We start from the raw sequence: 21,493 nt of genomic DNA on the forward strand, positions 1-21,493 counted from the left end.
CCGATACCCCACAATTTTTTTTGAACCCTGCGCGGCGGACGCGACGGCCAGGGGTCTGCGCGGCACGAGGCCTCGAAAGCGATCGGGGGTTCTGGCAAAGAAAGTGGTTGCCGGGGCCGCGGGTCCTGGATCCGAGATGGGCCGACCAGCCGGTTGGAGAAAGGGCCGCCGCGCCCCATTCGCAGGCCGTCCGCAGCCGACGACTCTTTCGTTCTGCCGCGCAGCCTCCTAGCCTGCAGGCTCGATGCGCCAGCCGTCGCCGTCAGGCCGCACGCGCACCGGCAGGGCGCGCGGCAACGCCTCCAGCAGCACCTGCGGCCGCTGGATCGGAAAGCTGCCCGTGAGGGTGAGCGCGGCAACGGCCGGCGCCACGTGCAGCGGCCGGGCGCTGTAGGCGCTGAATTCGGCGGCCACATCGGCCAGCGGCACCGCCGTGAACCGCCACCAGCCTTCACGCCAGGCGGCCACATCGGACAGGCCACCCTGGGCAAAGGAGTGCACATCGCCCAGCGTGGCGGTGGCCGAGCCGTCGCCACCGGGGTGCAGCACCACGGCCTGCCCCGCCACCAGGTCGCGGCGGGTGCCATCGCCAGAGCGCACCCGCACCTGGCCGCGCTCCACGCGCACCGCCACGTCGCCGCCCCGATCGCTCACGGCGAAGGCCGTGCCCAGCACCTCCACTTGGCCCAGCCGGGTCTGCACCGTCCAGGGCCGCTGCGGGTCGCGGGCCACATCGAAGTACGCATGCCCGCGGTCCAGCACCACGTTGCGATCCCGGCGCGAGAAACGGGCCCGCAGCGCGCCGTCGGCGGCCAGGGCCAGCACGCTGCCGTCGGGCAGCGGAATGCGCGGCAACTGCTCGCGCGGCCGCGTGGTCCACCGGGCTTCGTACGTGGGCGCATGGTTCCAGTGGCGCAGTCCGAACCAGCCGGAGAACGCGGCCATCCCCAGCAGGCCGGCGCCGCTGCCGGCACGGCGCAGCCACTGGCGCCGCGCCGCGCGGACCATGGGCAACGCTTCGTCGGGAAACACATCGGCCCGCAACTGCGGCGCCAGGCCGGCGACGGCCTGCCAGCGCGCATGGGCCGCCTGCCATGCGGATTCGTTGGCGGGCGTGCGGGCCCGCCAACGCTCGGCCTGCGCCTGGGCCTGGGCGGCGCGGGCCGCATCGCCGCCATGCAGGGCCGCCAGATAACCCAGCGCCTGCTGCACCCGGCGCGGGTCGGCCGCGTCTCCGTGCATCACGCGGCGCCCCCGGGCCTGCAACTGGCGGCCAGGTCGGAGAGATCGAACACCGCCCGTGCCACGTGCTGCTCCACGGCGCGCTGCGAGAGCCCGAGCGCCGAGCCCACTTCCGCGTGCGTATGGCCATGCAGGCGCACGCGGGCGAACACGTCACGGCGCAGGCGCGGCATGCGGTCGATGCGTGCGATCACGCGCGCCAGCTGCTCGCGCGCGGCAACGATGCGCTCGGCGCTGGGCACCGTGTCGTCCTGACGCGCGAGCCAGGCTTCCAGGACCGAGGCTTCGGTACGCCGCCGGCGCTGGCCGTCGATCCACAGATTGCGCGCCGCCTGGAACAGCAGCGCCCGCGCATTGGTGACCGGATGTTCCAGCGCGTGGGCATAGGCCTGCGCAAAGCTGGACTGCGCGATGTCGCCCGCATCGGCAGCGTTGCGCAGCCGCCCGGCCAGATAGTGGCGCAGGTCGGCGTAGCTGGCCAGCAGATCGGCCAGCGCCTGGCGCTGCGGCAGCGCGGCGCTGTGGGTCGGTTCCAGGGGTTCGCAGGATGCCTGCATGCGATGCCATTTATTGCAAATCGTTCGCATTCTAGGGCGCAACCGATGCCCCTGCCGGTCGTTTTTCAGAACAGGCAGCCCTGCCCCCGCGCCAATGCGGGCCGGAACTGGGTGACATCCAGTTCGATGCGCCGGCGGTTCAGACCCAGGCGCCGGCAGGCGTGGGCGAAGCGCTGGCGCAGCAGGTCGGCCCACAGCCCCGTGCCCTTCATGCGCGTGGCGTGGTCGGCGTCGTACGCCTTGCCGGCCGCACGGCCGGCCTCGTCGATGCCGTGGAGGTCCTGGATGCGCGCCAGCACCCGCGCGGCGCGCTGGGGGTAGTGCTGCTCCAGCCATTCGCGCATGAGCGGGTTCACCTCCCACGGCAGGCGCACGACGGTGTAGAAGGCCGACGTGGCGCCCGCATCGCGCGCGGCCTCCAGCACCTGCTCCATGTCTTCGTTGATGAAGGGGATCTGCGGCGCCACGCTCACGCCCACCGGAATGCCGGCCTCGGCCAGCGTGCGGATGGTGCGCAGCCGCCGGTGCGGGGCGGCCGCGCGCGGCTCCAGGATGCGGGCCAGGCGCGCATCCAGCGTGGTGATCGTGACGTAGGCCGCAGCAAGCCGCTCGTGCGCCAGGGGTGCCAGCAGGTCCACATCGCGTTCCACGCCGCTGGACTTGGTGATGAGCGAGAACGGATGGCGCGCATCGCGCATCACCTCGATGAGGCCGCGCGTCAAGCGCAGCTCCCGTTCCACGGGCTGGTAGCAGTCCGTCGCCGAGCCGATATTGACCAGCGTGGGCACGTGCGCCGGCCGGGCCAGTTCGCGGCGCAACAGGTCGGCGATGTTGTGCTTGGCGATGATCTGCGTCTCGAAGTCCAGCCCCGGCGACAGGTTCAGGTAGCTGTGCGTGGGCCGCGCGTAGCAATACACGCAGCCATGCTCGCAGCCGCGGTAGGGGTTCACGGACTGGTCGAAGAAGATGTCGGGCGAGTCGTTGCTTGTCAGCGCGCTGCGCGCCGTCTCCAGGATGACCCGGGTGGCAGGGGCCGCTGCGGGCTCGCCGCCGTGCACCTCGTCCAGCGTGCTCCAGCCGTCGTCGAACGCATCGCGTGCCTCGCGCGAGAAGCGGTGGGCGTGCTGCGAGGCCAGCCCGCGGCCCTTGATGGCTTGGACGGGAATGAAGGCGTCGGACATGGCGGCAGGCGTGCTTGAAGTAACTGTTTAAATATACAGTACTTATCAGACACGTGCCTGCCGGCTGCCGTCGTTCGGCGGGCTCGTGGCCGCGGCCATTGCCCCGCCGCCGCAGTGCGAGATTGCGCGTGGGCTACAGTCCCGCCCTTTCATCGAACCCTTTCCAACCACCCCTCCATCACAAGGTGAACACCATGGCGCGCAAGCCCTCCATCACACTGTCCTCCCTGGACGTGGACCGCATCGAAGCCCTCATGGCCGGCATTCCGGCCAGCGCCTTCCCGGGCAAGGCGGACCTGCAGGCGGAGCTGGACCGCGCCGACGTGGTGGCGCCCGAGCAAATGCCCGCCGACGTCGTCACCATGAATTCGACCGTGCAGTTCGCCATCCGCGAGACGGGCAAGGACTTCTGCCTGAGCCTCGTCTACCCGCGGGACATGGACGGCAGCGCAGACCGCGTGTCGATCTTCGCGCCCGTGGGCAGTGCCCTGCTGGGACTGTCCGTGGGCGACGAACTGGCCTGGCCCGGCCCGGGCGGCAAGCCCATGACCGTGCAGGTGAAGCAGATCGTCTACCAGCCCGAGAGCGCGGGCGACCTGCACCGCTGACGGGGCGACGGCGACGCGCTCAGCCCAGCAGCGCGCCCGCCAGCGCCACGGCCAGGCCGGTGCCCACCAGCCCGGCCTGCCAGCGCAGCGCCTGCGTCCACGACGGCACGTGGCGCTCCACCCGCTGGTACAGCAGCCGCCCCGCCATCAGCGACAGCAGGAAGGCCCCGGCCATGCCCAGAGCGTTGAGCAGCGGCGCGCCCGGCCACCAGTGGCTGACCAGGGCATTGACCAGCAGGCACACCGGGAAGTGCACCAGGAACACCGAGTACGACATGCGCCCGAGCCGCTGCAGGCGCTCGCCCCCCTGCGCCGCCCAGGCCGGAGCCGGTTCGCGCAGCAGGAACACGAGGACGATGGCCGTGCACAGCGCCAGGGCGATGCGCCCGCGGAAGTCCACCGCCAGCGACATCCCGCCCAGGAAGGCCATCGCCGCCAGCCAGAGCCCCGGCCGCGGCGAACGCACCGCCCAGCAGGCCATCATGCCCAGGCCGTAGGCGCCCCAGAAGTACAGGGCCCACATGTCCAGCCCCGGCTGGCGGTTGAAGACCAGCAGCGACGCCGCCGTGCCGGCCACCACCAGCACCTGGGCCACGCGCGCCTTGCGCTGCGCCTGCGCCCCCGGCCACAGGCGCACGGCCGCGAACAGCAGCGCCGTCACGGCGAACAGCTGGAAATCGATCGCCACGTACCAGACGCCGGCGGACAGGGCCTCTTCGCCCACGATGTCCTGCAGCAGCAGCGCGTTGGCAATCAGCTGCGACAGGCCCGGGTCGGCCGGCACGGACGGGTGGTCCATCCAGGGCCGCACGGCAGCGGCCGCCAGCACCGCGCCCACCAGCGCGACGGCGTACGGCACAACCAGCCGCACGAAGCGCCGCCCGATCTGCTGCGAGGCGCTGTCGAAGCGGGCCACGCCGGCGGGCGCCAGGCTGGCCGCCGCCAGGTAGCCGCCCAGCACCAGGAACACCTGCACCGCCATCCGGCCGTAGGTGCTGAACCAGTCCACGACCGCCGGCATGAGCGGCAGGGCCGCATCCGACATGGGGCCGTAGAACGCGAGGTGGTGGCAGACGATGGTGGCGCAGGCCAGGCCCTTGATCGCGTCGATCAAGGTATTGCGGGACGAGGAAGACATGCGGAAGGCGGAAAGCAGAAGCGCAGCGCGGCGGTGCTGTGGAGGGGATGCCTGCGGGGCAAAGCCCGCTATTGTGCCCCTGGCGTGCATCGCGTGCACGCCCCTGCGCACCGCGCCTTGCCCGTTGTGCCGGCCACATGACGGAGCGCGCTGCCGCGCGAGGGGCGCCGCCGCGCAGCGGCCGGTGCGCGGACGGCGGGCGCGGGTCCGCCCGCCTCCGTGCCGCCCGCGTCAGGCCAGGGCCAGCCGTTCGCGCGCTGCGCGGTACTCGCGCTCCAGGCGGGCGACCAGTTCGCCGGCGCCCACCACGGCATCGACCGCGCCGATGCCCTGGCCGCAGCCCCAGATGTCCTTCCAGGCCTTGGCCGCGCCAGCGCCGGCGAAGTTCATCGCGCTCGGGTCGGACACCGGCAGGTTGGCCGGGTCCAGCCCTGCCGCAACGATGGACGGCGCCAGGTAGTTGCCGTGCACACCGGTGAACAGGTTGGAGTAGACGATGTCGTCGGAGTCGGCATCGACGATGGCCTGCTTGTACGCGTCGCTGGCGCGCGCCTCGTGCGTCGCGATGAAGGCCGAGCCGATGTACGCGAAGTCGGCGCCCATGGCCTGCGCGGCCAGCACCGCGCCGCCCGAGGCGATGGAGCCCGACAGCGCCACCGGGCCGTCGAACCACTGGCGGATTTCCTGGATCAGCGCGAACGGGCTCTTCACGCCCGCATGGCCGCCGGCACCGGCCGCCACGGCGATCAGGCCGTCGGCACCCTTCTCGATCGCCTTGTGGGCGAACTTGTTGTTGATGATGTCGTGCAGCACCACGCCGCCCCAGCCGTGCACGGCCTGGTTCACGTCCTCGCGCGCGCCCAGGCTGGTGATGACGATGGGCACCTTGTACTTGGCGCACACCTGCATGTCGTGCTCCAGCCGGTCATTGCTCTTGTGCACGATCTGGTTGATGGCGAAGGGGGCCGAGGGGCGGTCGGGGTTCGCCCGGTCCCACGCGGCCAGGGTCTCGGTGATTTCCGCCAGCCACTCGTCGAGCAGTTCCGCAGGCCGCGCATTGAGCGCCGGCATGGAGCCCACGATGCCGGCCTGGCACTGCGCGATGACCAGCTTGGGGTTGCTGATGATGAACAGCGGCGAGCCGATCACCGGCAAGGCGAGTTTTTGAAGCACGGGCGGCAACTGGGCCATGGCGGGTCTCCTGTGTTGAATACGAACCAAAACCGGCTGCAGCGCTTATCCATCAAGCGCAAGCAGCTATTAATTCAATAGCAAATACTTCTGCATCCTGCTGTGCCGCCGCGACCGAGGGCTCTGCCGCGCACAGCCCAGGCCGCCCGGCGGCGGCTGCATGCCGGCGACCGCGCGGCCATCGCTCGCCACCTCTTGCCGCAGGCGATGCGAGGACGAGGCAGCGCGGCCACGCGGGGCGATGCGCCGTTCAGAACGCGTCCAGCGGCAACGCCGTCACGCTGCCCGCGCCTTCGACGATCGCATCGCGCAGGCCGCCGGCCTTGACGAGGATGTGCTCGGCATAGAAGCGCGCAGTGGCGATCTTCGCGTTCAGGAACGCCGTGTCCTGTCCCGTGGGCAACAGCGTCTGCGCCACCAGCAGGGCCCGCGCCATCTGCCAGCCGGCCACCAGGTTGCCCGCCAGCATCAGGTAGGGCACGCTGCCCGCGAAGACGGCGTTGGGGTCGGACTTGGTCTGGCCGGCCACGAAGCCCACCACGTCCACGAAGGCCTGCCGCGCCGCGGCCAGGCGCTGCGCGACGGCGCGGGCGGCCTCGGTACCGCTGGCCTGCAGTTCGGCCTCGGTCTTCTCGACCTGGGCTGCCAGGGCCTGGGCGGTCTGGCCGCCGTCGCGCGCCGTTTTGCGGCCCACCAGGTCGTTGGCCTGGATGGCGGTGGTGCCTTCGTAGATGGTGAGGATCTTGGCGTCGCGGTAGTACTGCGCCGCGCCCGTCTCCTCGATGAAGCCCATGCCGCCGTGCACCTGCACGCCCAGGCTGGTCACCTCCAGGCTCATCTCGGTGCTGTAGCCCTTGACCAGCGGCACCAGGAATTCGTAGAACGCCGCGTTGTCCTTAGCAACACGGGCATCCGGGTGGTGGTGGGACGCGTCGTAGGCGGCCGCAGCCGTGGTGGCCATGGCGCGGCAGCCCTCGGTGTAGGCCCGCATCGTCATCAACATGCGGCGCACGTCAGGGTGGTGGATGATGGGCGCGCTGCCCGCCACGCTGCCGTCCACGGGACGGCTCTGCACGCGGTCGCGGGCGTAGCCCACGGCCTTCTGGTAGGCACGCTCGGCGATGGCGATGCCCTGCAGGCCCACGGCATAGCGGGCGGCATTCATCATGATGAACATGTATTCCAGGCCGCGGTTCTCTTCGCCCACCAGATAGCCCACGGCGCCGGGTCCGGCGCTGTCCGCGATGCTCGCCGCCAGGCCGTCGCCGAACTGCAGCACGGCCGTGGGCGAGGCCTTGATGCCCAGCTTGTGTTCGATGGAGACGCAGTGCGCATCGTTGCGCTCGCCCAGCGAGCCGTCTGCGTTCACCAGGAACTTGGGCACCACGAACAGGCTGATGCCCTTGACGCCCTCCGGCGCACCGGCCACGCGCGCCAGCACCAGGTGCACGATGTTGGCGGCCATGTCGTGCTCGCCGTAGGTGATGAAGATCTTGGTGCCGAAGACCTTGTAGCTGCCATCGCCCTGCGGCTCGGCGCGCGTGCGCACCAGAGCGAGGTCACTGCCGGCCTGCGGCTCGGTCAGGTTCATGGTGCCGGTCCATTCGCCCGTCACCAGCTTCTCCAGGTAGGTGGCCTTGAGCTGCTCGCTGCCGGCGGTGATCAGCGCCTCGATGGCGCCATCGGTCAGCAGCGGGCACAGGGCGAAGCTCATGTTGGCGCTGTTCAGCATCTCGCTGCAGGCCGCGCCGATGGTCTTGGGCAGACCCTGGCCGCCGAAGCCGGCCGGGTGCTGCAGGCCCTGCCAACCGCCTTCGGCGTACTGGCGGAAGGCCTCCTTGAAACCTGGCGTGGTCGTGACCACGCCGTCTTTCCACGACGAAGGGTTGCGGTCGCCCTCCACGTTCAGCGGAGCGACCACGCCCTCGGTGAACTTGGCGCACTCCTCCAGCACCGCCTGCGCAGTCTCCAGGCCCGCATCCTCGAAGCCAGGCAGTTGCGCAACCTGGTCGATGCGCGCCAGGTGCTCGATGGCGAACAGCATGTCCTTGACGGGGGCGGTGTAGCTCATGTCGTTGTCTCCGGGGGCAAAAAATGTCGAAAAAAAGGCATCGCAAGCGATGCCTTCGTCAGCGCGCTGGCTCGGTCCGCGGCGCTTACAGCGCCTTGACCAGCTCCGGTACGGCGGTAAAGAGATCGGCCTCCAGCCCGTAGTCGGCCACGCTGAAGATCGGCGCCTCGGGGTCCTTGTTGATCGCCACGATCACCTTGGAGTCCTTCATGCCCGCCAAGTGCTGGATGGCGCCCGAGATGCCGGCTGCGATGTACAGTTGCGGCGCCACGATCTTGCCCGTCTGGCCCACCTGCAGGTCGTTGGGGGCGTAGCCCGCATCCACCGCTGCGCGGCTGGCGCCGATGGCCGCGCCCAGCTTGTCCGCGAGCGGCGTGATCACTTCGTTGAACTTCTCGCTGCTGCCCAGCGCCCGGCCACCGGAGACGATGATCTTGGCGGCGGTCAGCTCGGGGCGGTCGCTCTTGGTGACTTCGCGGCCCACGAAGCTGCTCTTGCCGGAGTCGGCGGCGGCGTCGGCTTTCTCGACCGCAGCGGACCCACCGGTGGCGGCTGCGGCGTCGAAGCCGGTGGTACGCACGGTGATGACCTTCACGCTGTCGCTGCTTTGCACGGTGGCGATGGCGTTGCCGGCGTAGATGGGGCGCTCGAAGGTGTCGGGGCTGTCCACCTTGGTGATGTCGCTGATCTGGGCGACGTCGAGCTTGGCAGCCACGCGGGGGGCCACGTTCTTGCCGCCGGCGGTGGCGGGGAACAGGATGTGGCTGTAGTGGGACGCAATGGCGAGCACCTGGGCGGCGACGTTCTCGGCCAGGCCGTCCTTCAGGCTGGCGCCGTCGGCCAGGATGACTTTGCTGACGCCGGCGATCTGGGCGGCGGCCTGGGCGGCGGCGTCGGCGCCGCTGCCGGCCACCAGCACGTGCACGTCGCCGCCGCAGGCGATGGCGGCGGTAACGGTGTTCAGGGTGGCGGGCTTGATGCTGGCGTTGTCGTGTTCTGCAATGACGAGTGCGGTCATGTCGTGTGTTCCTTGTCTCAGTCCGTTCAGATCACTTTGGCTTCGTTCTTCAGCTTGTCGACCAGGGCGGCCACGTCGGCCACCTTGACGCCGGCGCCGCGCTTGGCGGGCTCGGTCACCTTCAGGGTCTTCAGGCGCGGCTTGACATCGACGCCCAGGTCTTCGGGCTTGACGGTGTCCAGCTGCTTCTTCTTGGCCTTCATGATGTTGGGCAGGGTGACGTAGCGCGGCTCGTTCAGGCGCAGGTCGGTGGTCACCACGGCCGGCAGGCTCAGCTGCAGGGTCTCCAGGCCGCCGTCCACTTCGCGGGTGACGCTCACCTTGTCACCGGCCACTTCGACCTTGGAGGCGAAGGTGGCCTGGGGCAGTTCGGCCAGGGCCGCCAGCATCTGGCCGGTCTGGTTGCTGTCGTCGTCGATGGCCTGTTTGCCCAGGATGACCAGGCCGGGTTGTTCCTTGTCCACCAGGGCCTTGAGCAGCTTGGCCACGGCCAGGGGCTGCAGCTCTTCGGTGGTCTCCACCAGGATGGCGCGGTCCGCCCCGATGGCCATGGCGGTGCGCAGCGTTTCCTGGCATTGCGTGACCCCGCAGGAGACGGCGATGACCTCGGTGACCACGCCCTTTTCCTTCAGGCGCACGGCTTCCTCGACGGCGATCTCGTCGAACGGGTTCATGCTCATCTTCACGTTGGCGATGTCCACCCCCGTGTTGTCCGACTTCACGCGGACCTTCACGTTGTAGTCCACCACGCGTTTGACCGGGACCAAAACCTTCATTGCTGCGGCTCCTTGGAAATTGTTGATCGATTGACGTTCACGTAAACCGAACCATTTTATGCCCGGCCTCCGGACCGAATCCCTTCACGGGCTCAGGGTTGCGGCGGCAGCGGAGAAAAAAGAACGACCGTGCTTTTCGAAGGATTATAGCCAGCCCTTGGGGCGCGGAAAACGCAGGCGGCCTGTGGTGTCGCTGCGGCGACTTTGCTGGTCCCCGCCGAAGCGGACCGGACGCAGGAGCGAGCCGAGGCGGGCCTGGCACCCGCGGGCAGCGCTAGCGCCCTCTTCCCGATCTGGCGTGCTGCGCCCGTGCGTTGCGCTCGCGCCCGTCACAGGCAGCATGGCTTTCGGAGGGCAGGTCCGCAGCGGCGGTCCCCCGCGCGGGCCATCTGACGACCGTGCCTTGTCTGGAACGGCAGCATGGGCAGCGCGCGGCACTGTACCGTCGCCGCCGCAGGCCGCTCCCTCCCGGCAGCCCGCCCGCTAGGGCTGCATCAATGGCGGTCGGACCTGGCCCGCGGCTTCATGCGGAAGCTGACGCCCATGCGGTTGATCGCGTTCATCGCGGCGATCGTCAGCGTGAGATCGACCAGTTCCTTTTCGGAAAAGACGGCCGATGCCGCCGCGTAGGCCGCGTCGGAGGCGTGGGTTTCGCTGACCCGCGTAACCTCTTCCGTCCAGGCCAGGGCCGCCCGCTCCTGTTCCGAAAACAGATAGGCGGCCTCGTGCCACACGGGTACCAGCACCACGGTGTCGATCGCCATGCCGGCCTGGAGCAGGTCCCGCGTGTGGATGTCGATGCAGTGCGCGCACCCGTTCATCTGCGAGACGCGCAGAAAGACCAGATGGATGAGCCGGTCGGGCAAGCCTGTGCCCGTCGTGACGAAATGGTGCAGGCCCGAGACGGCCTTTGCTCCTTCTGGAGAAACCGCGAACCAGTTTGCGCGTTGCATACCTTCCAACCCTTGTGTGAAGTGCCATCGCCCCGCGGAACCGCCCGCAGGACAGAAGGGCATTCTGCGAACGCATGGCACAGCCCGCCAGAGCCAAGAATCACCCAACGGCATAGGCCATGCCGCAACGCAGAGGCCGGCGGCACGCCTGCGGTAGTCAGCTCGCCCTCCCCCTGCCGCCTGGGAGCGCGCAGTTTTTCCGTCCGGCGCAGCGCTGCCGAACCCGGCTCAACCTCGTCGGGGCGGCGGCTCCACGGCCTGCTGCACAGGCGAATCGGCAGCAGTCCGCACGGCCACGCTTTCAGCCCCTTTGATCTGCACGACGCGCTGCGGATAGGGAATGTCCACCCTGGCCGCGCGCAGGCCTTCGAGGATGGCGATATTGATGGCCGAGCGCAGGTTGACCGTGCCCGCGCCGGGGTCGCTCACCCAGAAGTTCAGGCTGAACTCCAGGCCGTCCGGCGCGAAGTTCACCAGATAGGCCACGGGCTCGGGCGTCTTGAGCACGCGCGGCTGCGCGGCGGCCGCGGCGCACAGGATCTGCTGCACCTGGGCCACGTCGCTGTCGTAGCCGACGACGATGTTGGAGGTGACGTTGAACTTGCGGTCGGCGTCCGAGAGGTTCTCCACGCGCTGGGTGATGAGCGTCTCGTTCGGCACGATGGATTCGCGCCCGTTGCCGGCGCGGATCAGGGTGTAGCGGGTCTTGATGTCGGTGATGCGGCCCTCGAAGCCGTCCACGCGCACGTTGTCGCCGATGCGCAGCGAGCGTTCCAGCAGGATCACGAAGCCGCTCACATAGTTGGACGCCAGCTTCTGCAGGCCGAAGCCCAGCCCCACGCCCACCGCGCCGCCCAGCACCGACAGCGCCGTCAGATCCACCCCCACCGCGGACAGCGCGAACAGCATGGCGATCAGCAGCAGTACGGCGCGGGTCGCATTGACCGCCACCTTGCGCATGGAAAGGTCGGCCACCGATCGGTCGAGCACGCGCCGCTCGATGGTGGACGAGATCCACAGCGTGACGACCAGCACCAGGCCGGCCGAGAGCGTGCCCTGCAGCAGCATCAGCAGGTTGGTCTGGGTCTTGCCGAAAGAGATGCCGATGCCGGCCAGTTCTTCGCGCACGACGGGCAGCAGCCCGACGATCCACAGCACGGCCACGCCCCAGGCCAGCCACGAGACGATGCGCTCCACCAGCCGCATCAGCGACGAGCGCGGAAACACCGTCGCCAGCACCCGCGCGCACAGCCGGATCAGCGCCAGCGACGTCAGCACCGGCACCGCCACGCGCAGCAGGAACACCGGCTGGTAATACGCCACGCCCACCTTGGCCGCGTAGACCAGCGCCAGCGCGAGCAGCGGGAACATCAGCCCGTCGACCGTGCGCCGGCCGAACCAGACGGAATCCGGCGGCTGCTGGCGCCCGACGGCGCGGCTTATAAAGTAGGCGGCGGCCAGGCACAGGGCCAGCACGCCCAGCTCCAGCCAGGTGCTGGAGTTGTTGAAGTCACGCAGCAGCTTGTCGAAAAGTTCCATGGTGTCCGGGCAGGGGCGCCTGCGCCGCGGGGGCGCAGGGTGCTTCGATTCAATATCGCAGGATCAGGGGTTCAAGCGTTTCAGAGATCGGCCAGCACGCGCAGGTGCGCTTCCACGCTGCGCGCCAGCGGGTCCATCATGTAGCCGCCCTCCAGGCAAGAGACGATGCGCCCCTTGCTGAAGCGGCGCGCCACGTCCTTGATGCGCTGGGTGATCCAGGTGTAGTCCTGCTCGGTCAGGCCGAGCTGGCCCATGTCGTCGTCCCGGTGGGCGTCGAAACCGGCCGAGACGAAGATCATCTCGGGCTTGAAGGCCTCCAGGCGCGGGATCCACATCATCTCGACGATCTCGCGCACATCCATGCCCTTGGTGTAGGCCGGCACGGGCACGTTCAGCATGTTGGCGGCCGGCGCCTGGTCGCCGCTGTAGGGATAGAACGGGTGCTGGAAGATGCTGACCATCAGCGCGCGCGGGTCGCCCGAGAGGATGTCTTCCGTGCCGTTGCCGTGGTGCACATCGAAGTCCACCACCGCCACGCGGCTGAGCTTGTAGCGCTGCAGCGCGTACTTGGCGGCGATGGCCACGTTGTTGAAGAAGCAAAAGCCCATGGCCTTGCTGCGCGTGGCGTGGTGGCCCGGCGGGCGCACGCAGCAAAAGGCGTTCTCCACATCGCCTGCCAGCACGGCGTCCGTCGCGGCCAGCGCCGCGCCAGCGGCCCGCAGCGAGGCGGCCCAGGTGTGGGTGTTGATGGAGGTGTCGGTGTCGATCTGCGCGTGCTCGGGGCCGCCCGCCAGCAGTTCCTCGGCCAGGCGGTCGGACATGCCGCGCAGCGAGGCCACGTACAGCCGGTCATGGGCCAGCTCGACGTCGGTGAGGGAGGCCTCGGGCGCTTCGTAGCGCTCCAGCGCGTCGGCCACGCCGGTGACGAGCAGGCGGTCTTCGATGGCGTCCAGCCGGGCGGGACATTCGGGGTGACCCGGACCCATCTCGTGCTTCCAGCATTCGCGGTGGGTGAAATAGCCTGTCTTGCTCACAGTGATTCCCCGATGCCTCGTTCTTTTTTCGGATAACGTCGCGCCATGCACGCACAGCACAAGATCAAGTCTCTTCTGGACCAGCTTAACACGGTGATCGTCGGCAAAGAGGCCCATGTGCAGGACTGCGTGGCATGCCTGCTGGCCGGCGGGCACCTGCTGATCGAGGACGTTCCCGGGGTCGGCAAGACCACCCTGGCGCACGCGCTGGCGCGCACCTTCGGGCTGCAGTTCTCGCGCGTGCAGTTCACGGCCGACCTGATGCCCAGCGACCTGACCGGCGTGTCGGTCTACGAGCGCGGGCGCGAGTCCTTCGTCTTCCATCCGGGCCCGGTCTTCGCCCAGGTGCTGCTGGCCGACGAGATCAACCGCGCCAGCCCCAAGACCCAGAGCGCGCTGCTGGAAGCCATGGAGGAAAAGCAGGTGTCGGTGGAAGGCGAGACCCGCGCCCTGCCCCACCCGTTCTTCGTGATCGCCACGCAGAACCCGCATGACCAGCTCGGCACCTTCGCCCTGCCCGAGTCGCAGCTGGACCGCTTCCTCATGCGGATCTCGCTCGGCTACCCCGACCGTTCCGCCGAGCGCCTGCTGCTGGCCGGCAGCGACCGCCGCGACATGGTCGATTCGCTGCTGCCGCTGCTGTCGCTGCAGGAGCTGGCCGCGCTGCAGCAGCAGGTGCTGGCCGTGCACACGGCCGACCCGCTGCTCAACTACGTGCAGGACCTGATCGCCGCCACGCGCTCGGGCCGCTGGTTCCTGCAGGGCCTGTCGCCCCGCGCGGGCATTGCCTTGATGCGCGCCGCCAAGGCGCAGGCGCTGATCGCCGGGCGCGACTATGTGGCGCCGGACGACGTGCAGGCCATCCTGCCGCAGACCATCGCGCACCGCCTGGTGCCCGTGGGCGACGCCGGCCGCGGCGCCGTGGAGCAGGTGCGCGCCATGGTCGACGCCACTCCGCTGCCCTGAGCCATGGCACCCCCCGCCGCCGCCCTGCCCGCGCCGGATGGCCGCGCACGTGTGCCGCATCCCTGGGCCGCACTCTCGCGCCGCTGGCAGCGCTGGTGGCAGGCCCGCCTGCCGCGCACCGATACGGTCACGCTCACGCAGCGCAACGTCTACATCCTGCCCACCGGCGCGGGCTGGATGCTGGCGCTCACGCTGCTGGTGCTGCTGATCGCGTCGATCAACTTCCAGCTCAACCTGGGCTACCTGCTCACCTTCCTGCTAGCGGGCAGCGCGGTGGTGGGCATGCACCTGTGCCACGCCACGCTGCGCGGCCTGACGCTGCACCTGCTGCCGCCGGAGCCGCAGTTCCTGGGCAGCAGCACGGCGTTCGAGATCCAGCTCACCAGCGCGCGCGCGTCCACCCGCTACGGCGTGGGTGTGGCGGTGCACGGCAGCGGCCAGTGGGTCTGGACGGACGTGCCCGCCGAAGGCAGTGCGACGGTGCACGTGGCCTTCCGCCCCGAGCGGCGTGGCCTGCACCCCGTGCCCACCCTCACGGCCGAGACGCGCTTTCCGCTGGGCACCTTCCGCGTCTGGACGCTGTGGCGCCCCGCCGCCGAGGTGCTGGTGTATCCCCAGCCCGAGATGCCGGCCCCGCCGCTGCCGGCGGGCGAGCCGCGCGTTGGGGGCGCAGGCAGCGCAAGTGCCCAGGGCATCGGCGAGTTCGACGGCGTGCGGGCCTACCGGCGCGGCGACCCGCTCAAGCTGGTGGTGTGGAAGAAGGCCGCCAAGTCGCTCGGCACGGGCACGGACGACCTGGTGAGCCGCGATGCGCAGCAGGCCCAGCGCCAGGAACTGTGGCTGGACCCCGGCGCCACCGGCCTGATGGACCCGGAAGCGCGCCTGAGCCGCCTGACGTCGTGGGTGCTGCAGGCCGACCGGCTGGGTGTGGAATACGGCCTGCGGCTGCCGGGTGGCGAGATCGCCCCGGACAGCGGAGCCGTCCACCAGAGGCGCTGCCTGGAGGCTCTGGCCCTGGCCTGACGCAGCGAACATGAGCATCAAATTGCCCTCCAGCGCAATATCCACAAGCGCATACAGCTACATTATTGATAGCAAACAACTCTGCAGCTTGTGTTGCGCGAGGGTCGCATGAGCCTGCGCCAGCAACTGCAGACCCTGCCGCGCGATGCGCGGGACACCCTGTTCCTGCTTGCCGTGGTGGCCTGGGTCATCCTGCCCCAGGTGGGCCGGCTGCCGCTGTGGACGAGCGCCTTCGCGGGCGCCTTGCTGCTGTGGCGCGGCGCGCTGGCCTGGCGCGGCCGGCCCCTGCCCGGCCGCTGGATGCTGGGCGGCCTGCTCGCGCTGACGCTGGCGCTCACCGTGGCCACGCACCGCACCATCGTGGGGGCCGAGGCCGGCGTCACGCTGATCGTGATGCTGCTGGCGCTCAAGACGCTGGAGCTGCGGGCGCGGCGCGATGCCATGGTGGTGTTCTTCCTGGGCTTCTTCACGATGCTCAGCAACTTCCTGCATTCGCAGTCGCTTCTGACCGCCGCCGCCATGCTGGTGGCCCTGCTGGGCCTGCTCACCGCCCTGGTGAATGCGCACATGCCGGTCGGCCGGCCGCCGCTGGCGCAGTCCATGCGCCTGGCCGGGCGCATGGCGCTGCTGGGCGCGCCCATCATGCTGGCGCTGTTCGTGCTGTTTCCGCGCATGGCGCCGCTGTGGGGCACGCCCAGCGATCCGAACCAGGGGCGCAGCGGCCTGTCGTCCGAGATGCGCATCGGCAACATCGCCTCGCTGGTGCTGGACGACAGCGTGGCGCTGCGCGTGCGCTTTCTCACGCCGGGCGGCCAGCCGCCGCCGCAGAGCGCGCTGTACTTCCGCGGGCCCGTTCTGACGGCCTTCAACGGCCGCGACTGGTATGCCCTGTCGCAGCCCGAGGGCCAGGCCCTGGCCGGCGCCTCGCCTGCGCCGGCCCGGCTGGAGGTGCAGGGCGAGCCGCTGCGCTACGAACTCACGCTGGAGCCGCACCGCCAGCCCTGGCTGCTGACGCTGGATGCGGCACCCGAAGCCCCCCAGGTGCCCGAAGGCCTGCGCGCCTTCATGTCGCCCGAGCTGGCGTGGACGGCCAACCGTCCCATCCGCGAAGTGCTGCGCTACCAGGCGCAGAGCTACCCGCGCTTCACCCACGGCCCGGAGACCCGCACCCGCGCCCTGCGCGCCTATGTGCAGCTGCCGGCCGGCCTGAACCCCCGCACGCTGGAGCTGGCCCGCCAAATGCGCCAAGACCCGCAACTGGCCGGGGCCGATGCCGAGGCTTTCGTGCAGGCCGCGCTGCAGCGGCTGCGCACCGGGGGCTACACCTACACGCTGGAGCCCGGCGTCTACGGCCAGCACACGGCCGACGAGTTCTGGTTCGATGCCAAGCAGGGCTTCTGCGAGCACATCGCCTCGGCCTTCGTGGTGCTGATGCGCGCGCTGGACATCCCGTCGCGCATCGTCACCGGCTACCAGGGCGGCGAGCTGAACGGCGTCGACGGCTACTGGACGGTGCGCCAGGCCGACGCCCACGCCTGGGCGGAGGTCTGGATGGAAGGCCGCGGCTGGCTGCGCGTGGACCCGACCGGCGCCGTATCGCCCAGCCGCGTGGGCGCGTTCCAGCGGCTGCAGGCGCCCCGGGGCGCCTTCGGCAACGCCATGGATGCGGTCATCGATCCGTCGCTGGTACAAAGCCTCCGCGCCGTCTGGGAGGCCGTGAACAATGGCTGGAACCAGTGGGTGCTCAACTACACGCAGGCCCGCCAGATCGACCTGCTCAAGGCCCTGGGCATCGAGAGCCCCAGCTGGCAGGACCTGGCACGGGCGTTGGGCGGACTGGCCGCGCTGGCGGCCCTGGGCGGATTGGGCTGGATGCTGTGGGAGCGCAGCCAGCACGATCCCTGGCTGCGCCTGCTCGACCGCGCACGCCGCCGCTTGGCGCGCGCCGGGCTGCCGCTCGCCTCCCACCTGCCGCCGCGCACGATGGCGGCCCGGGCCCAGGCACAATTCGGCCCATCCGCCGACGCGGTGGCCGCCTGGCTGCTGCGCGTGGAGCAGGCCCGCTATGCCGCCCGCCCGGCCAGCGCCATCGCACAGCTGCGGCGCGAGTTCCGCGGCCTGCCCTGGCCCAGCACCGCACCGTCTTCCTGAACGCCCCGCATGTCTTCGCTTGCCAAGAACGCTCTTCTTTTCATAGCTGCTTGCGCTTTCTCCATAAGCGCTGCAGCCCAAAAACCCTCCAAGAAGACAGCCGCCCCACCCGCCCCGGTTTACTACGCCCAGCGCGACGAGGCTTTGCGCTTCGCCGACGATCTGGCGGCCCGCCGCGACCTGGACCGCGAATGGGTGCGCCAGGCCATCGGCCAGGCCCGCTTCCTGCCACAGGTACCGCGTCTGATGCTGCCGCCTCCCGCCGGAACGCCCAAGAACTGGGCGCTGTACCGCAGCCGTTTCATCGACCCGGTGCGCATCCGCGCCGGCGTGCGCTTCTGGCAGGAGAACGCGGACACCCTGGCGCGCGCCGAGCAGGCTTACGGCGTGCCGGCCGAGATCATCGTCGGCATCATCGGTGTGGAGACGGTCTACGGCCAGCAGATGGGCAGCTTCCGCGTGATGGATGCGCTGGCCACGCTGTCGTTCGACTTTCCAACAGCGCACCCGCGCGCGGCCGACCGGGTGGCGTTCTTCCGCGGCGAACTGGAGCAGTTCCTGCGCCTGATGGACCGCACCGGCATCGACCCGTTCGAGCCGCGCGGCAGCTACGCCGGCGCCATGGGGCTGGGCCAGTTCATGCCGTCGAGCTGGGTGCGCTGGGCCGTGGACTTCGACGGCGACGGCCGCATCGACCTGTGGAAGAGCCCGGCGGACGCGATCGGCTCGGTCGCCAACTATTTCAAGGCGCATGGCTGGCAGACGGGCATGCCGGTCTGGTACGGCGTGGAGTTCGACGCGGCGCGCCTGCAGCTCGCCACCCTGCTCGGGCCCGACATCCTTCCCACCTTCACCGCCACCCGCATGGCCGAGCTGGGCGCCACGCCTCTGGGCGCGGGCCAGCAGCACATGGGCCCCTTGGCGCTGGTGGAACTGCAGAACGGCAACGCGGCGCCGCTGTACGTGGTGGGCACGCAGAACTTCTACGCCATCACGCGCTACAACTGGTCGAGCTACTACGCCATGGCGGTGGAAGAGCTGGGCCGCGAGGTCGCCGCGGCGCGCGGCCGGTAGCGGCAAGGCCTGCGCTCCCACCAGCCCATCATTGCGCCGGCGAGGGCGGCGCACACGACGCCGGCGCCGTGTCAGCCCAGGTACGGCCCGATATCTACCGCGTCGATCTGCTCGGGGGCCAGGAAGCGGTGTGCGTACTCCAGGTACACGCCCGATGTGAGGAACAGGTCGAACAAATCGCCGTCGATGTGCTTCTTGGCCTTGAACTTGGCCAGGATGCGCACGGCCTCCGACAGCGGCTTGGCCTTCTTGTACGGACGGTCGGATGCGGTCAACGCCTCGAAGATGTCGGCAATGGCCATGATGCGCGCCGGAATCGACAGCTGCTCCGCGCTCAGGCCGCGTGGGTAGCCGGTGCCGATCAGCGTCTCGTGGTGCGTGCCGGCGTACTCGGGGATGCGGCGCAGGTTGTCCGGCAGCGGCAGTTGTTCCAGCATCACGATGGTCTGCACGATGTGGTCGTTGATCTTGTAGCGCTCCTCGGCCGTGAGGGTGCCGTACTCGATCAGCAGGTTGTGCACCTCGCCCAGGTTGTACAGGTGCTCGGGCACCTCCATGTTGAAGCCGTAGCGCGGATCCTGCTGGTCGTGGCCGGTGCGCGGAATGATGTGCTGCGGCTTGTCGGCCAGCAGCGTCTCGACCGCCGGCAACGGCTGCGCGCGCACCTGCGCCAGGCGGGTCTCCTCGCCGTGCGACAGGCCCAGCCCGTCGTCGAAGTAGCGCAGCCAGGTCTGCCCGCCGATCTCCATCAGGCGGTCCCGGTAGCCGGGTGCCATGCTCTCGGTGCCGATGTTGCACACCGCGACGAACGCGAAGTCGTCCTGGAGCTGCTGGCAGCGGGCATGGAAGCGCGCCCGGGCCTCGGTCTCGCTGGCTCCGTCCAGGCGCTGACGCAACATGTCGATCTCCGCATCGCGCCGCAGCACCTCGAAGCGTGTACGGATCTCGTGGATGCGGTTGTAGATGGTTTCCAGCTTGGTCGCCTTGTCCACCACGTGCTCCGGCGTGGTGACCTTGCCGCAGTCGTGCAGCCAGGTACCGATGCGGAATTCGCGCCACTCGTCCTCGGTGGTGAAGCGAAACGACGCCAGCGGCCCGGTGTGGACCTCGCTCGCCTGCTGCGCCAGCATGGCGGCCAGCTCGGGGACGCGTGCGCAATGGCCGCCGGTGTACTCGCTCTTGGCGTCGATGGCGCTGGCCACCAGCCGGATGAGCGACTCCATCAGCTCGCGCTGGCTGCGCAGCAGCGACTGGTTTTCCAGCGCGATGCCGGCCTGCGATGCCAATGTCTGCGCATAGCGGGTGAGCGACTGATCGGCCGCGGGCTCCGATGGATCGCCGGGCGGCCGCAGCGGCACTTCCAGCACCATCACCCCCAGGCACCGGTCCTCGCGCGCCAGCACGGGCACGGCCACCACATGCATGTCGACACCGCCGCGCTGGGTCAGCCAGCTGGTGCCCTCGCGCCGCGCGTAGACGCGGCTGACCAGATCCTCTGCCGCCAGGTCATCGGGCTCGCTCCATACGCCCTGCTGGGCAACGAGCTGCAAAGCGTCGGGGCCGTTGCCCAGCCAGAACTGCCCGCCCTGGGCCCGGGCCAGGTCGCGCGCGCTCTCCAGCGAATGCAGCACCACCTCGTCCTGGTCGTGGCAGGCCGGCAGCTGCACGCCGCTGTCCACCAACCGCTCCAGGCGCTGGTGCGTGGCCTGCAGGGCCTGGTCGCGCTCCTTGAGCGCCTGCTTCATGGTGTGCTGCGCGCTGCCCAGCAGATCGATCTCGTAGAACATCGAACGGACGGGCTCGCCGCCGCTGAAGTCCAGCCGCTGGATGCGCTCGGACTCCGCCGTCAGCGCCCCCAGCGTGTCCGCCACCCGCCGCGAGGCAAAGTACGCCAGCGGCAGGAACACGCACAGCAGGCCCAGGCACGACAGCAGGATGTCGTCGCGGGCGCGCTCGATCATGCCCACGTAGGGGCTCATGGGCGCGAACGCCACCACATGCAGGGCGTTGTGGGGCGCCGAGCGCACGGCCTGCGTGGCATAGGCGTATTTCTCATCGCCCACCGGGACGATGCGGCTGCCCTCCTCGCCGTAGAAGCTGGCCGCGGCTGCGAGCAGCGGATGGGCCTGCTCTCCCAGCGCCCGCTGCCGCACGGGCACCGGCGCGGCCAGCGCTCCGGAGGCCTGGGCCGCCAGCACGCGGCCCAGCCGGTCGGTCACGACGATACCGCCCTCGCGTCCCGCGAGCGACGTACCCGCAAAGCCATCCAGCCCTGCCAGGCTGATGTCTGCACCCGCCACGGCGTCGCCGCCCGGCAGCGCCTGCGAGAGCGTGACACCCAGCGCCTGGGAAGACTCATACACATAGGGCTCCGTCATGTGCAGCCCCGCACGGGACCGCGCCGCCGTGTACCAGGGCCGGCTGCTCGGCCCGTAGGTGGCGGGTCCTTCGGCGCGGCCCAGCACGCGGCCTTCTGCCGACAGGAACTCCCACGACTCGTTGCGCTGGCCAGGAAAGGCCGGGTCCGCCAGGGTCACCCGCACGGCCGACGCCGTGCCCTCGGGCGCCTTCAGGGACTGGCGGATGCGGGCATCGTCGCGCACCCCGATGACCTGTATGAAGTCATCGTTCTCGAAACCCAGGTAGTAGCTGTAGCTGAACGGATGGATGCGCAGCGCCGTGACGAGCGCCGCCACCAGACGGTCGCGCCGCCCCGGATCACGCAGATCCTCGCTGCGCAAGGGCGCTTCGGATTGGTGGCGCACCACGCGCGCGGCGTCCTCGACGATCTCGGACAGCTGGTCCACATTGCGCTGTGCGATCAGCGAGAACACGTTGCGCGCGCTCTCCTCGCTCATGGTCTCGAACCGCGCGACGGCGATGGTGACCGTCACCAGCGTGATGACGACGAGAAACGTCGCCATCAACACGGTGGGCAGTAGATAAAACCGGAACCTGGGTTTCATGGGGT

General features: G+C 69.8%; 17 protein-coding genes. 5 read left to right on the forward strand and 12 right to left on the reverse strand.

Annotated elements, in window-relative coordinates:
* Positions 1–228: 228 nt before the first annotated feature.
* The 3 genes from QE399_RS17815 to QE399_RS17825 form a co-directional block, all read right to left on the reverse strand.
* The gene (locus tag QE399_RS17815; RefSeq protein ID WP_309832173.1) at positions 229–1,242 is read right to left on the reverse strand and encodes a FecR family protein; all 1,014 of its coding nucleotides are present in this window, start codon (positions 1,240–1,242) and stop codon (positions 229–231) included.
* On the reverse strand, positions 1,242–1,799 hold the full coding sequence (locus tag QE399_RS17820) for an RNA polymerase sigma factor (RefSeq protein WP_309830827.1): 558 nt from the start codon (positions 1,797–1,799) through the stop codon (positions 1,242–1,244). Before QE399_RS17820 ends, QE399_RS17815 begins: the two co-directional genes overlap by 1 nt.
* A gap of 65 nt (positions 1,800–1,864) precedes the next feature.
* On the reverse strand, positions 1,865–2,980 hold the full coding sequence (locus QE399_RS17825) for a PA0069 family radical SAM protein (RefSeq protein ID WP_309830829.1): 1,116 nt from the start codon (positions 2,978–2,980) through the stop codon (positions 1,865–1,867).
* 194 nt (positions 2,981–3,174) lie between these two features.
* Here QE399_RS17825 and rnk point away from each other — a divergent pair, with 194 nt between their 5' ends.
* Positions 3,175–3,588, forward strand: a complete 414-nt coding sequence (gene rnk, locus QE399_RS17830) for a nucleoside diphosphate kinase regulator (protein WP_309830831.1) — start codon at positions 3,175–3,177, stop codon at positions 3,586–3,588.
* 19 nt (positions 3,589–3,607) lie between these two features.
* Here the strand turns inward: rnk and QE399_RS17835 are convergent, their stop codons facing one another.
* From QE399_RS17835 to QE399_RS17870, 8 genes are all read right to left on the reverse strand, one after another.
* A complete protein-coding gene (locus QE399_RS17835) occupies positions 3,608–4,726 on the reverse strand; it encodes an acyltransferase family protein (protein WP_309830833.1) in 1,119 nt (372 codons plus the stop codon).
* A 231-nt stretch (positions 4,727–4,957) separates the two neighbouring features.
* Positions 4,958–5,917: an NAD(P)H-dependent flavin oxidoreductase gene (locus tag QE399_RS17840; protein ID WP_309830835.1), complete on the reverse strand. Its 960-nt coding sequence runs from the start codon at positions 5,915–5,917 to the stop codon at positions 4,958–4,960.
* Between the two features lie 250 nt (positions 5,918–6,167).
* On the reverse strand, positions 6,168–7,988 hold the full coding sequence (locus QE399_RS17845) for an acyl-CoA dehydrogenase (protein ID WP_309830837.1): 1,821 nt from the start codon (positions 7,986–7,988) through the stop codon (positions 6,168–6,170).
* 85 nt (positions 7,989–8,073) lie between these two features.
* Complete coding sequence (locus QE399_RS17850; RefSeq protein WP_309830839.1) at positions 8,074–9,006, reverse strand: electron transfer flavoprotein subunit alpha/FixB family protein; 933 nt, start codon at positions 9,004–9,006, stop codon at positions 8,074–8,076.
* 26 nt (positions 9,007–9,032) lie between these two features.
* Positions 9,033–9,782, reverse strand: coding sequence for an electron transfer flavoprotein subunit beta/FixA family protein (locus QE399_RS17855; protein WP_309830841.1), 750 nt, complete (start codon positions 9,780–9,782; stop codon positions 9,033–9,035).
* 494 nt (positions 9,783–10,276) lie between these two features.
* Positions 10,277–10,735 (reverse strand): carboxymuconolactone decarboxylase family protein, encoded by a 459-nt coding sequence (locus QE399_RS17860; protein ID WP_309830843.1) that lies wholly within the window; start codon positions 10,733–10,735, stop codon positions 10,277–10,279.
* Positions 10,736–10,963: 228 nt separating this feature from the next.
* On the reverse strand, positions 10,964–12,274 hold the full coding sequence (locus QE399_RS17865; RefSeq protein WP_309830844.1) for a mechanosensitive ion channel family protein: 1,311 nt from the start codon (positions 12,272–12,274) through the stop codon (positions 10,964–10,966).
* 80 nt (positions 12,275–12,354) lie between these two features.
* Complete coding sequence (locus tag QE399_RS17870; protein ID WP_309830846.1) at positions 12,355–13,260, reverse strand: histone deacetylase family protein; 906 nt, start codon at positions 13,258–13,260, stop codon at positions 12,355–12,357.
* 93 nt (positions 13,261–13,353) lie between these two features.
* Between QE399_RS17870 and QE399_RS17875 the strand changes: the two genes are divergently transcribed.
* From QE399_RS17875 to mltB, 4 genes are all read left to right on the forward strand, one after another.
* Positions 13,354–14,274, forward strand: coding sequence for an AAA family ATPase (locus tag QE399_RS17875; RefSeq protein ID WP_309830848.1), 921 nt, complete (start codon positions 13,354–13,356; stop codon positions 14,272–14,274).
* Between the two features lie 3 nt (positions 14,275–14,277).
* Positions 14,278–15,297, forward strand: coding sequence for a DUF58 domain-containing protein (locus QE399_RS17880; protein WP_309830850.1), 1,020 nt, complete (start codon positions 14,278–14,280; stop codon positions 15,295–15,297).
* Positions 15,298–15,405: 108 nt separating this feature from the next.
* Positions 15,406–17,448 carry a transglutaminase TgpA family protein gene (locus QE399_RS17885; RefSeq protein WP_309830852.1) on the forward strand — a complete coding sequence of 681 codons (2,043 nt, stop codon included), beginning with the start codon at positions 15,406–15,408 and terminating at the stop codon, positions 17,446–17,448.
* Positions 17,449–17,457: 9 nt separating this feature from the next.
* Complete coding sequence (mltB, locus tag QE399_RS17890; RefSeq protein ID WP_309830854.1) at positions 17,458–18,522, forward strand: lytic murein transglycosylase B; 1,065 nt, start codon at positions 17,458–17,460, stop codon at positions 18,520–18,522.
* Between the two features lie 71 nt (positions 18,523–18,593).
* Here the strand turns inward: mltB and QE399_RS17895 are convergent, their stop codons facing one another.
* Positions 18,594–21,446: an HD domain-containing phosphohydrolase gene (locus QE399_RS17895; protein WP_309832175.1), complete on the reverse strand. Its 2,853-nt coding sequence runs from the start codon at positions 21,444–21,446 to the stop codon at positions 18,594–18,596.
* Positions 21,447–21,493 lie beyond the last annotated feature (47 nt).

Origin of the sequence: Paracidovorax wautersii (genome assembly GCF_031453675.1) — a bacterium.
GTDB lineage: Bacteria > Pseudomonadota > Gammaproteobacteria > Burkholderiales > Burkholderiaceae_C > Paracidovorax.

Bases quoted from the DNA above. Each gene is read 5' to 3' on its own strand.
- QE399_RS17815 (WP_309832173.1), bottom strand. From the start codon at position 1,242: ATGCACGGAGACGCGGCCGACCCGCGCCGGGTGCAGCAGGCGCTGGGT.
- QE399_RS17820 (WP_309830827.1), bottom strand. From the start codon at position 1,799: ATGCAGGCATCCTGCGAACCCCTGGAACCGACCCACAGCGCCGCGCTG.
- QE399_RS17825 (WP_309830829.1), bottom strand. From the start codon at position 2,980: ATGTCCGACGCCTTCATTCCCGTCCAAGCCATCAAGGGCCGCGGGCTG.
- rnk (WP_309830831.1), top strand. From the start codon at position 3,175: ATGGCGCGCAAGCCCTCCATCACACTGTCCTCCCTGGACGTGGACCGC.
- QE399_RS17835 (WP_309830833.1), bottom strand. From the start codon at position 4,726: ATGTCTTCCTCGTCCCGCAATACCTTGATCGACGCGATCAAGGGCCTG.
- QE399_RS17840 (WP_309830835.1), bottom strand. From the start codon at position 5,917: ATGGCCCAGTTGCCGCCCGTGCTTCAAAAACTCGCCTTGCCGGTGATC.
- QE399_RS17845 (WP_309830837.1), bottom strand. From the start codon at position 7,988: ATGAGCTACACCGCCCCCGTCAAGGACATGCTGTTCGCCATCGAGCAC.
- QE399_RS17850 (WP_309830839.1), bottom strand. From the start codon at position 9,006: ATGACCGCACTCGTCATTGCAGAACACGACAACGCCAGCATCAAGCCC.
- QE399_RS17855 (WP_309830841.1), bottom strand. From the start codon at position 9,782: ATGAAGGTTTTGGTCCCGGTCAAACGCGTGGTGGACTACAACGTGAAG.
- QE399_RS17860 (WP_309830843.1), bottom strand. From the start codon at position 10,735: ATGCAACGCGCAAACTGGTTCGCGGTTTCTCCAGAAGGAGCAAAGGCC.
- QE399_RS17865 (WP_309830844.1), bottom strand. From the start codon at position 12,274: ATGGAACTTTTCGACAAGCTGCTGCGTGACTTCAACAACTCCAGCACC.
- QE399_RS17870 (WP_309830846.1), bottom strand. From the start codon at position 13,260: ATGGGTCCGGGTCACCCCGAATGTCCCGCCCGGCTGGACGCCATCGAA.
- QE399_RS17875 (WP_309830848.1), top strand. From the start codon at position 13,354: ATGCACGCACAGCACAAGATCAAGTCTCTTCTGGACCAGCTTAACACG.
- QE399_RS17880 (WP_309830850.1), top strand. From the start codon at position 14,278: ATGGCACCCCCCGCCGCCGCCCTGCCCGCGCCGGATGGCCGCGCACGT.
- QE399_RS17885 (WP_309830852.1), top strand. From the start codon at position 15,406: ATGAGCCTGCGCCAGCAACTGCAGACCCTGCCGCGCGATGCGCGGGAC.
- mltB (WP_309830854.1), top strand. From the start codon at position 17,458: ATGTCTTCGCTTGCCAAGAACGCTCTTCTTTTCATAGCTGCTTGCGCT.
- QE399_RS17895 (WP_309832175.1), bottom strand. From the start codon at position 21,446: ATGGCGACGTTTCTCGTCGTCATCACGCTGGTGACGGTCACCATCGCC.